General features: G+C 64.3%; 11 protein-coding genes. 7 read left to right on the top strand and 4 right to left on the bottom strand.

Annotation, left to right across the window (positions count from 1 at the left end; translation table 11 throughout):
• Positions 1 to 70: 70 nt before the first annotated feature.
• Entirely contained in the window at positions 71 to 886 is an 816-nt protein-coding gene (locus ACSVIE_RS19955; protein ID WP_426003910.1) for an HAD family hydrolase, read from the bottom strand.
• A gap of 100 nt (positions 887 to 986) precedes the next feature.
• Here ACSVIE_RS19955 and ACSVIE_RS19950 point away from each other — a divergent pair, with 100 nt between their 5' ends.
• Both ACSVIE_RS19950 and ACSVIE_RS19945 read left to right on the top strand, forming a co-directional pair.
• Complete coding sequence (locus tag ACSVIE_RS19950; protein ID WP_442424980.1) at positions 987 to 1,241, top strand: glutaredoxin family protein; 255 nt, start codon at positions 987 to 989, stop codon at positions 1,239 to 1,241.
• A 73-nt stretch (positions 1,242 to 1,314) separates the two neighbouring features.
• Positions 1,315 to 2,022 (top strand): redox-sensing transcriptional repressor Rex, encoded by a 708-nt coding sequence (locus tag ACSVIE_RS19945; protein WP_426003908.1) that lies wholly within the window; start codon positions 1,315 to 1,317, stop codon positions 2,020 to 2,022.
• A 32-nt stretch (positions 2,023 to 2,054) separates the two neighbouring features.
• On the opposite strand, the gene ACSVIE_RS19940 is transcribed toward ACSVIE_RS19945, so the two are convergent.
• From ACSVIE_RS19940 to ACSVIE_RS19930, 3 genes are all read right to left on the bottom strand, one after another.
• Positions 2,055 to 2,867: a hypothetical protein gene (locus tag ACSVIE_RS19940; RefSeq protein ID WP_442424979.1), complete on the bottom strand. Its 813-nt coding sequence runs from the start codon at positions 2,865 to 2,867 to the stop codon at positions 2,055 to 2,057.
• Positions 2,868 to 3,151: 284 nt separating this feature from the next.
• On the bottom strand, positions 3,152 to 3,865 hold the full coding sequence (locus ACSVIE_RS19935; RefSeq protein WP_442424978.1) for a hypothetical protein: 714 nt from the start codon (positions 3,863 to 3,865) through the stop codon (positions 3,152 to 3,154).
• A 180-nt stretch (positions 3,866 to 4,045) separates the two neighbouring features.
• Positions 4,046 to 4,597: a YceI family protein gene (locus ACSVIE_RS19930; RefSeq protein WP_426007598.1), complete on the bottom strand. Its 552-nt coding sequence runs from the start codon at positions 4,595 to 4,597 to the stop codon at positions 4,046 to 4,048.
• A 199-nt stretch (positions 4,598 to 4,796) separates the two neighbouring features.
• Here ACSVIE_RS19930 and ACSVIE_RS19925 point away from each other — a divergent pair, with 199 nt between their 5' ends.
• Genes ACSVIE_RS19925 through ccsB form a run of 5 tightly spaced genes read left to right on the top strand, consistent with a single transcriptional unit; the run spans position 4,797 to position 9,615 of the window.
• The gene (locus ACSVIE_RS19925) at positions 4,797 to 5,462 is read left to right on the top strand and encodes a histidine phosphatase family protein (RefSeq protein ID WP_426003905.1); all 666 of its coding nucleotides are present in this window, start codon (positions 4,797 to 4,799) and stop codon (positions 5,460 to 5,462) included.
• A 9-nt stretch (positions 5,463 to 5,471) separates the two neighbouring features.
• Positions 5,472 to 6,077, top strand: coding sequence for a TlpA family protein disulfide reductase (locus tag ACSVIE_RS19920; protein WP_426003904.1), 606 nt, complete (start codon positions 5,472 to 5,474; stop codon positions 6,075 to 6,077).
• A gap of 6 nt (positions 6,078 to 6,083) precedes the next feature.
• Positions 6,084 to 6,839 (top strand): cytochrome c biogenesis CcdA family protein, encoded by a 756-nt coding sequence (locus ACSVIE_RS19915; RefSeq protein ID WP_426003903.1) that lies wholly within the window; start codon positions 6,084 to 6,086, stop codon positions 6,837 to 6,839.
• The gene (gene resB, locus ACSVIE_RS19910; protein ID WP_442424977.1) at positions 6,839 to 8,548 is read left to right on the top strand and encodes a cytochrome c biogenesis protein ResB; all 1,710 of its coding nucleotides are present in this window, start codon (positions 6,839 to 6,841) and stop codon (positions 8,546 to 8,548) included. Before ACSVIE_RS19915 ends, resB begins: the two co-directional genes overlap by 1 nt.
• Positions 8,548 to 9,615: a c-type cytochrome biogenesis protein CcsB gene (gene ccsB, locus ACSVIE_RS19905; RefSeq protein WP_442424976.1), complete on the top strand. Its 1,068-nt coding sequence runs from the start codon at positions 8,548 to 8,550 to the stop codon at positions 9,613 to 9,615. The genes resB and ccsB overlap by 1 nt, the downstream gene beginning before the upstream one ends.
• The last annotated feature ends 150 nt before the right edge of the window (positions 9,616 to 9,765 follow it).

The raw sequence follows: 9,765 nt of genomic DNA, 5'->3' as shown, positions 1-9,765 counted from the left end.
AGAGGGTCAGCGCAGGAGGGGGTTTTGGTGAGAGAGGGTTGGGGTGGGTGGGGGTTTTGGTGAGAGAGGGTCAGCGCGGGGTGCGGAAGCGGCTGAATCCCCGCCATAAGCCGTAGATGGCCCCGCCGACTGTGGCGGCCTTGAGGCCGAGGGTTGCCGCCCGGCGACCTGAACGGAAGTCATATACAGGCCAGTTGTTCTCCCGGGCGTGCCTGCGCAGGCGTGAGTCGGGGTTAATGACGACGGGGTGGCCCACCATGGTGAGCAGGGGGATGTCGTTGGCGGAGTCGCTGTAAGCCCAGCAGTGGTCCAGATCCAGACCTTCCTGCTCAGCCACCAGTTGGACCGCGACGGCTTTGGCGGGGCCGTGCAGGATGTCGCCGACGAGCCGCCCGGTGTACATGCCACCTTCGATCTCGCCCACCGTTCCCAGAGCGCCGGTCAAACCCAGCCTGGTGGAGATGACCGTGGCAACTTCGATGGGCGTTGCCGTCACCAGCCATACCGGCCGGCCCACCCGAAGATGTTGCTCCGCCAAGGCTTTGGTGCCCGGCCAAATCCTGGACTCGATCATCTCGTCGTAGACCTCTTCGCCAAGGGCCTTGATGTCATCGACCGTGATCCCTGCCGCGAGCGTCAAGGCGGAATCGCGAACCGCGTGGACATCGTCCATGTTCTCGCCCCGCAGGACAAACTTGAATTGCTTCCAGGCAAACCCCGCCGCCTGTGACAGCGTGAAAGCCTTGCGTTCGTACATTTTGCGCGCAACGTGGAAGAGGCTGGCGCCCTTCATCAACGTATTGTCGACGTCGAAGAAGGCAGCTTCGCCGGTGTGCAACTGTGCTCGGGCAGTCGCGGCGACAGCGGCGTTCTTCTCCTCGGGCATGCCTCGAGTCTAGTCAATTGCCGGTGTCCTGCGCTGAGGGCACACAGAAGGCGATACCGGGGGTGGGATGTGAGGGAGGAGACGGGGTTAATGTGGAGTCATGGCTACTCCCGACATCGTTCTCCTCACCAAAGCTGACTGCCACCTGTGCACTGAGGCGCGTGCCGCCGTCTGGCGGGTTACGGCCGCCTTGGGGATCGAATGGACCGAGCGCGGGATCGACGCCGACCCCGACCTCCGCGACCGGTTCGCCGAGGAGATCCCGGTGGTTTTGGTCAACGGCGTGCAGCGCGACTTCTGGAAGATCGACGAGCAACGGTTGGAGCGCACCATCAGGAAAGTCATGGAAGCCTGAGCCTGTCAGGTTGCATGCGGCCGCTTTGGTTGAGCCCGGCAATGAGCCATAGAGTGGAACAACAAGCGACGCAATGGAGAACACCGTGACTGCGCTGGAACCGTCCCCGGGAGCTACAACCGGAGACAACGAACCTGCGGCAAAGCAGATCCCGCCCGCGGCCGTGGCCCGGATGACCCTCTATTTGCGCGCGCTCAATTCGTTGCTGGCCGAGGGCGTGGAGCGTGTCTCCTCGGAGGCGCTGGCCGAGGCATCCGGCGTCAGTTCATCGACGCTCAGGAAGGACCTGTCCTACGTGGGCTCCTACGGAACCCGGGGCGTGGGCTATGAGGTCCAATACCTGAGCCGCCATATTGCCGCCGCGCTCGGACTGACCCATGACTGGAAAGTGGCGATCGTCGGCGCCGGAAACCTGGGCAAGGCGCTGGCGCGGTACGGGGGGTTCGAATCCCGTGGTTTTGACGTGGTGGCGATCTTTGACGCCGACCCCATGGTGATCGGCAACGAGGTTGGGTGGCTGCGCGTCAGCGACTCCGCTGAACTGGAACGCGTCCTGGAACGCACCCATACCAATATGGTGGTCCTGGCACTGCCGGCCACGGTGGCGCAGGAGGTATGCGACCGGGTCATCGCTGCCGGTATCCGCAGCATCCTCAGTTTTGCCCCGGTCCTCCTCCAGGTTCCGCCCCACGTGAATCTCCGCAAGGTGGACATGGCCACCGAACTCCAGATCCTGGCTTACCACGCACAAAGGGCGCAGACACCGGGTCAAGCTGTGTAGCTTTACCGGGTCCGCGCCCTGTGCGTGATTCTTTAGCGGCCGTAGGGGTTCTGGTACGGGTTGCCGAACGCTTGCTGCTTCCGGAAGTACGGAGCCGACGCCGGCAGGTACAGCAGGACAATGGCCGCAACTCCCAGCAGGATCACCACCAGCTGGAGGAAGCCGTAGGTGGGACCGAGGGTAAACACGCTGGTCAGGCCGAAGACGGAAATCGCAGCGAAGACGGTGCCCAGGATGCGGGCCCAGTTCTTGCCCTTGCGGACCGGGAAGGCGACCAGTGCGTAAAGACCCAGGGAGATGATGGCTCCGATGACGCCGCTGACGGCAAAGAGGCCCTGCATGCCCTCGAAGGCCTCCGGCGGGAATTCCTGTCCCTGCCGTTCGGCCTCGGCAACCATCAGGTCAATCATCGGCTGCGCGCCGGAGAAGGCCAGGACCAGGGAGCTGATGGCGGAGAGGACGCCGGCGGCAATGATCATCCAGAAAGCGGTGTTGACCAACTGGGGAACACTGCTGGGCCCGGGCTGCTGGCTGGGCCAGTTGGTGTCCTGGCCGTACTGGGGCGCCTGCTGGCCGTAGGGGGAGGGCTGCTGGCCATACGGCGATTGCTGTCCGTACTGCGGAGCCTGTTGCCCGTACTGGGGCGATTGCTGTCCATACTGCGGGGCCTGTTGCCCATACTGGGGCGCCTGCTGCCCGTACTGGGGAGCCGAAGGCTGTCCGGACTGCGGTGCCTGCTGTCCGTACTGGGGCGTCTGTCCATACTGGGGAGTGGACGGCTGGGAGCCCTGCTGCTCAGGCTGGGAATCGCCGGGGTTGGACGGCGGGTATGGAGGGTTGCTCATGGCATTCCTTTGCTTGGGTGGACTGCTGGTACCTCTGCCGGGAAAAGCAAAACCCTGCCCCCAGCGTGGTTCTGGTTCCACCGTACCTCCACGGTCCGGCGCGGGGGAGAATCACACGCTGGATTTCGCCCCTGAGCACCGCAAATCATCACGCGGGCGTACTCCTTGATGATGAAAGCCGCGGCCGGTCCAGTGGACCAGCCGCGGCTCCCGGCACTGTTTCGGTGCGAACCACCCATGCGGATGAATGCACGACGGCGGCAGCGCACCTGCCGTCGAATAGTTCAGGCGGTGCCCTTGACCGCCTTGAACCACAGCTGCGAGTTGGGCAGCCACATGAGGACGACGGCCACGGCGCTGACGAGGAAGCCGAACAGGTTGCTGCCCAGTCCGGAGCCTGCTGCGCCGAGGTTGGCCGCACCGAAGATGGCAAGGAGCAGGGAGATTCCTGCGATGACGGTCAGGGCCAAACGGGCCCATTCCTTTCCTTCCTTCATTTTCATGGCCAGGATTACCTGCGCCACAGCCACGGCGAGGCTGATGAGGAGCAGAACCAGGCCGATTGCGGCGAGCCCTGGCGCGAAGGCGAAGGCAGCAATGAGGGCGAAGAATCCGATCAACCCGAACAACAGGCCGAGAAGCCCGGAGATCACCCAGATGAAGTAGGAGACCTTCAGTTCCGTGGGAAGTCCCTGGGTCTTGAAGAGCCCGGAGAAGCCTCCCTGCGGCAGGACATCGTTGAAGTTCCTGGGACCGTCCGTGGGCATTTCAAAATGGAAGCCGCCGGACTGGCCAGGTTGCTGGTACCCGCCGCCCTGCTGGCCGGGCTGGTTGTAGGCACCCGGTTGCTGTTGCTGGCCGGGCGGGGACGGGGGCTGGTAGCCCTGGGGCGGTTGGTAGCCCTGCGGGGGCTGGTAACCCGCAGGCGGAACATTGCCGGGCTGCGGAGGCTGGGCGCCGGGCTGCTGTGGCTGTGGTGTTTCATCCGGGGTACTCATGGCATCACTTTAGACCGCAGGGTGCAGTAAACATAGGCAATCCGGCGGGTACTGGAGGCAACTTGCGCGGGGCCGGACCGGTGCCCCGGGGAGGGCCGCCAGCCAAAGCCGGCTTAAAGCAGAACGGCGCCCCGGGCCGAAGCCAAAAGGGGCGCCGTTCAGGCAGGGGTTGCCGGGAACTTAGGCAGCAGCCGGTGCGATGAAGGCGAGTTCGAGATTGATGACAACCTTGTCGCTGACCAGCACGCCGCCGGCCTCGAGGACGGCGTTCCAGGTAAGGCCGAACTCCTTGCGGCTAATGGTGGTTTCGCCGGAGACGCCGGCGCGGGTGTTGCCGAAGGGGTCCACGGCCACGCCATTGAATTCGGTCTCGATGGCGACTTCCTTCGTGACACCCTTGATGGTGAGATCGCCCACAAGGTCGAAGCCGTCGCCGTTTGCCTTGACGTGGCGGGAGACGAAGGTGATCTCCGGGAACTTCTCCACGTCGAAGAAGTCCTCGCCCTTGACGTGGCCGTCACGGTTGGCGTCTCCGGAGTCGAAGCTGGCGGTCTGGATGGAGGCGGTGACCTTGGAGTCGGTGAGGGTCTCGCCGACCTCGAGAGTTGCCTCGGCTTCCTTGAACTGGCCACGGACCTTGCTGATGCCGGCGTGGCGCACGGTGAAGGCGATTTCGCTGTGCGAGTTGTCCAGGGTCCAGGTGCCGGTGGTGACGTTGGCGGGAAGGGTCATCATGCTTGTTGCTCCTCTTAGTGGAAGGTTCCGGTGCTACCCCGGGTGATTACTTGAAGCGTCAACCGAGGTTCGTATCCAGTATAAACATGCATATGCATCTTTTATTCCAACGTGACGGAACTTTTTGGGAAATTTTTGAGTTCTACTCTCGGTAGAAGATTTCAGATCGCTACGTATCTTTGAGAAACTGGTAAACATGCCCCAAGCAACTGTCCATCTGCTTCGCCATGGCGAGGTTCATAATCCCGATGGCGTCCTGTATGGCCGGCTGCCCGAGTTCCACCTCTCCGAGCGGGGCCGGGAGATGGCCCGCATGCTCGCCAACCACTTCGCCGAACGAGCCCGCCAAGGGTCCAACATCGTCCATCTCGTGGCGTCCCCCCTGACGCGCGCGCAGGAAACCGCGATGCCTACCGCCGAAGCCCTGGGCCTTGAAATCCACACCGAGCCCCGCATCATCGAGGCCGAGAACCACTTCGAGGGGCTGCACCCCACCCGCAGTGAATTCCTGAAGCCCAAGCACTGGTTCTACTTCCGGAACCCCATGCGGCCATCGTGGGGAGAAGCCTACAAAGACCAGGCCGCGCGAATGCTGGCCGCGGTAGAGGATGCAAGGCTCGCAGCGATCGAAGCAGGGGGAGACGGGGCAGAGGCCATCATGGTCAGCCACCAGTTGCCCATCTGGACCACACGCCTCACGGCCGAGGGCCGCAGGCTTGCGCATGATCCCCGCAAACGCGAGTGCACCCTGACGTCCTTGACGTCACTGGTCCTGGATGATCGCGGCAGGATCGTCCGCGTCGACTACAGCGAGCCGGCTGCCGTCCTGCTTCCCGGTGCCGCCAGCACCCCCGGAGCGTGAAAGCGAATCATGGATAACAACCCCTCCCGCCGCGGTGTCCTGTCTGCCGGCGGAGTACTCCTTGCAGGGCTCACCATGGGTCTGTCCGCCTGTGCCCAAAAGGACTCCCTGGCCGACCAGGCACGCGCCGGCGACAACAAGAACTACGTGGCCGGCGATGGCTCCGTGACCGAGTTCGCCAAGGCCGACCGCAGCGCCCCCGTGCAGCTCCAAGGCACCCTGTTCAACGGCTCCTCCGTCAAGCCGGAAGACATCGTCGGCAAAGTCACCGTGCTGAATTTCTGGTTCGCCGCGTGTGCGCCCTGCCGTGTCGAAGCCCCTCAGCTGGAGGCCCTCCACCAGGAGTTCAAGGACCAGGGCGTGCAGTTCTTCGGCGTGAACCTCCGGGACGAGAAAGCCACGGCAGAAGCTTTCGACAAGACCTTCAACATCACCTACCCCAGCTTCAATGACCAGGACGGAGCCGTGTTGCTCTCCGTGTCCGGGATCGTGCCTCCAGGCGCCGTGCCCACCACGCTGGTCCTGGACAAGGAGGGCAGGGTGGCATCTCGCGTGCTCGGCGAGATCGAGAAGAGCACTTTGAAAGCGCTCATCACCACCGCGGCAGCCGAGTAGCCAACCATGAACAGTCCCTTCGCCGAGACGATCCTCAACGGGTCCTTGCTCCTGGCCGTGCCCGTGGCGCTGCTGGCCGGGCTCGTGTCGTTCCTGTCGCCCTGTGTGCTGCCGCTCGTCCCGGGCTACCTGGGCTACGTGACAGGACTGACCGGCGTCGACCTCCAGCGCCAGCGGCGCGGCCGCATGCTGGCCGGAATCGGCCTGTTCGTCCTGGGCTTCTCGGTGATCTTTGTCCTGCTGGGCGGCGCGTTCGGCCAGCTGGGGACACTCGTGACCGGCCGCCAGAACGCGTGGATCACCCAGATTCTGGGCCTCTTGGTGATTCTGATGGGCGTGGTGTTCATGGGTGGGTTCTCGTGGTTGCAGCGCGATGCGAAGATCCACGCGAAGCCGCCGGCCGGCCTGTGGGGTGCGCCCCTGCTGGGGCTGACGTTCGGGCTCGGCTGGGCGCCCTGCATCGGTCCCACCTACTCCGCCGTGCAGCTGCTCAGCCTCTCCGGCGGTTCGTCGGCGGCCAAAGGCGCCCTGCTGGCGTTCATCTACAGCCTTGGCCTGGGCATCCCGTTCCTGCTGATCGCCTTGGCGGTCCGCCGCGGCATGGGTGTGATGGCCTTCTTCCGGAAGCACCGCCTGGCCATCCAGCGGACCGGCGGAGGCATTTTGGTTTTGCTCGGCATCCTGATGGCCACCGGTGTGTGGGGCATGTGGGTGACCGAGTTGCAGTACTGGTTCCAAACCGACGTGAAGTTGCCGATCTGATGAGCGAGTCCGTGAAAGCCAAGAAGAAATCGCCAACCGCCGGCGAAGCCCCGTCCGAGGGTGGGGACAAGCTCCAGCAGGCCAAGTCCGACGCCGCCCTGCCCGCGCTCGGTGTCAAGGGCATGATCCGCTGGGCCTGGACGCAGCTGACCAGCATGCGCACTGCGCTGTTCCTGCTGCTTCTCCTTGCCATCGCTGCGGTCCCCGGTTCGCTCTTCCCGCAGCGGCCTGCCAACCCGTCGGTGGTGACGCAGTACATCAAGGACAATCCGTCTTACGGCGAACTCCTGGATGCGCTCCAGTTGTACGACGTCTATTCTTCGGCGTGGTTCTCGGCCATCTACCTCCTGCTGTTCATCTCGCTGATCGGCTGTGTCACGCCGCGTGCGATCGCCCACTACAAGGCGATGAAGTCGCAGCCGCCCCGCACGCCCAAGCGCCTGTCCCGGCTTCCGGAGTACGGCACCCTGGTGCTGCCCGCCGACGCCGGGATCCCGGCGTCGAAGGCCATCCATGATGCCGCCGGGCTGCTCAGGAAGCGCGGCTACCGCGTTGAGGTAAGGGACGCCGACGGCGAGCTGCCGAACCTGGGTGCCGAGCGGGGATTCATGAAGGAAGTTGGAAACCTGGTCTTCCACACCTCCCTGATCGGCGTGCTGGTCTCCGTGGCCATTGGCGGCCTCTTCGGCTACAGCGGCCAGCGCATCCTGGTTGAGGGGGACACGTTCGTCAATACCCTGGTGGGCTACGACCAATTCACTCCAGGCACCAACTTCCAGAGCAGCTGGCTGCAGCCCTACTCCATCCGGCTGGATAAGTTCGAGGCACAGTTCGACCGCGAATCGGCGGGCAAGATCGGCCAGCCCATCGATTTCACCGCTGATGTGACCACCAAGGATTCCCCGGACGCACCGGAGCAGAAGGAAGTCCTCAAGGTCAACGAGCCCGTGAGCCTGGGCGGTACCAGTGTCTACCTGACCGGTAATGGCTACGCCCCCGTGGTGACGGTCCGTGACGGCAGCGGAAACGTTGCCTTCCAGGGCCCGGTGGTTGCCAAGCTGCAGGGTGACAACTACTACTCGTCCGTGGTGATCAAGGTTCCGGACGGCCGGCCCGAGCAGCTGGGCTTTGTGGGCTTCTTCCTGCCCACGGCCTATGTCACGGAGGACGGCGTGTCCTTCAGCGCGAGCCCGGAATTGTTCAACCCGCAGCTGAGCCTGAACTCCTACTACGGGGATCTGGGCCTGGACAAGGGTGTGCCGCAGAACGTCTTCGAACTCGATGTCTCCGAGCTCCAGCAACTCAACGGGCGGGACCTGGAAGCCGGGGGCATTACGCTGGCACCGGGCATGACCAAAGACCTGCCTGACGGCAAGGGAAGCATCACCTTTGACGGGGTCAAGAAGTACGTGGGCGTGGACATCCACCACAACCCGGGCCAGCTTTATGCCCTGATTTTCGGCTTGCTTGCAGTGGCGGGCCTGGTGACTTCGCTCTACATCGGCCGCCGCCGCGTCTGGGTCCGCACCGGAACCCATCAGGACGGCCGCACCATGGTGGAGTACGGCCTCCTGGCGCGCGGTGAAGACCACCGCCTCACCGGTGAAGCCGCAGCACTGCGGGAGCTCTTTGCCCGTGAGTGGCAGGTTTCCACCGATACCACCAATGCCTCCAATACAGTCTCTTCCACAACCTCGAAGGACCAGTAATGCCCGTCATCAACGAAACCCTGGGCCAGTACAGCGAGCTGTTCATGCTGCTCGCGGCCGGAACGTACACCGTGGCCTTCATTGCCTTTGCGTGGGACCTGGCCAGGAGCAGCAAGACCCTGCGGGCAGTGGACCTGAAGGCGGCCGCCTCGTCGGCTGCCACGAAGGTGGCCGTGGCGGCCGGCAGCGCCGGTGCAACAGCCGGAACTCCCGACGACGGCGGGCCGGCTGACCGGGCCGGGCGTCCGGCGTCGGGCATCTCCTTGGAGGAATCCACGGCGGCAGGCGACATGAAGTACGCGGCCGAGCGCCGCGTGCCTGCCCGCGTGGGTGTGGCGCTGACGGTCCTGGGCGTGCTGATCCATGGCGCCGGCGTGGTGACCCGTGCCCTGGGCGCCGGCCGTGTGCCCTGGGGCAACATGTACGAGTTCCTCACCACGGGTGCCTTCGTGGCTGTGGCAGTGTTCCTGATCGCCTTGATCCGCCGCGACCTGCGATTCCTGGGCACGTTCATCGTTGGCTTGGCCATCATCATGCTGGTGGCCGCCTCGGTGGCGTTCTGGACCCCCGTGGGCCACCTGGTTCCTGCGCTCCAGAGCTACTGGCTCATCATCCATGTTTCGATCGCTGTCCTGGCTTCGGCGCTGTTCACGCTGACTTTCGCCATGTCCGCGCTGCAGCTGGTGCAGTCCTACCGGCAGAAGAACCTGGCCGCCGGCCGGGCCGACAACCTGGGCTTCATGCGGCTCGTGCCCAGCGCGCTCAGCCTGGAGAACCTCTCCTACCGGATCAACACGGTGGCGTTCGTCGGTTGGACCTTTACGCTGATGTTCGGCGCCATCTGGGCAGAGAAAGCCTGGGGCCGTTTCTGGGGCTGGGACCCCAAGGAAGTGTGGACGTTCGTGATCTGGGTGGTCTACGCCGGCTACCTCCACGCCCGCGCCACCCGTGGTTGGACCGGAACCCGTGCGGCATGGCTGTCCATTGTGGGCTACGCCTGCGTCATCATCAACTTCACGCTGGTGAACACGGTCTTCAACGGACTGCACTCCTACTCCGGCCTCTGAGCCGCGCATTCCGGCCCTGAACAGGGCTTCTGTCCGGACCGGGTCAGGCTGGCCCGTCATGCCGCCCTGACCGGCGTCGGCCGATTCAGTAATTGAGCCTTTTGCGCGCCCAAGGCAAGTGCTAACTTGTTGGGAACCCGCTTGTGATGA

Origin of the sequence: Paenarthrobacter sp. NCHU4564 (assembly GCF_052156435.1) — a bacterium.
Lineage (GTDB): Bacteria > Actinomycetota > Actinomycetes > Actinomycetales > Micrococcaceae > Arthrobacter.
The sequence above is the reverse complement of the archived record's forward strand: the minus strand, read 5'-3'. Positions and strand labels throughout refer to the sequence as shown.

Bases quoted from the DNA above. Each gene is read 5' to 3' on its own strand.
- ccsB (WP_442424976.1), top strand. From the start codon at position 8,548: ATGCCCGTCATCAACGAAACCCTGGGCCAGTACAGCGAGCTGTTCATG.
- ACSVIE_RS19940 (WP_442424979.1), bottom strand. From the start codon at position 2,867: ATGAGCAACCCTCCATACCCGCCGTCCAACCCCGGCGATTCCCAGCCT.
- ACSVIE_RS19945 (WP_426003908.1), top strand. From the start codon at position 1,315: ATGGAGAACACCGTGACTGCGCTGGAACCGTCCCCGGGAGCTACAACC.
- resB (WP_442424977.1), top strand. From the start codon at position 6,839: ATGAGCGAGTCCGTGAAAGCCAAGAAGAAATCGCCAACCGCCGGCGAA.
- ACSVIE_RS19955 (WP_426003910.1), bottom strand. From the start codon at position 886: ATGCCCGAGGAGAAGAACGCCGCTGTCGCCGCGACTGCCCGAGCACAG.
- ACSVIE_RS19930 (WP_426007598.1), bottom strand. From the start codon at position 4,597: ATGACCCTTCCCGCCAACGTCACCACCGGCACCTGGACCCTGGACAAC.
- ACSVIE_RS19920 (WP_426003904.1), top strand. From the start codon at position 5,472: ATGGATAACAACCCCTCCCGCCGCGGTGTCCTGTCTGCCGGCGGAGTA.
- ACSVIE_RS19935 (WP_442424978.1), bottom strand. From the start codon at position 3,865: ATGAGTACCCCGGATGAAACACCACAGCCACAGCAGCCCGGCGCCCAG.
- ACSVIE_RS19950 (WP_442424980.1), top strand. From the start codon at position 987: ATGGCTACTCCCGACATCGTTCTCCTCACCAAAGCTGACTGCCACCTG.
- ACSVIE_RS19925 (WP_426003905.1), top strand. From the start codon at position 4,797: ATGCCCCAAGCAACTGTCCATCTGCTTCGCCATGGCGAGGTTCATAAT.
- ACSVIE_RS19915 (WP_426003903.1), top strand. From the start codon at position 6,084: ATGAACAGTCCCTTCGCCGAGACGATCCTCAACGGGTCCTTGCTCCTG.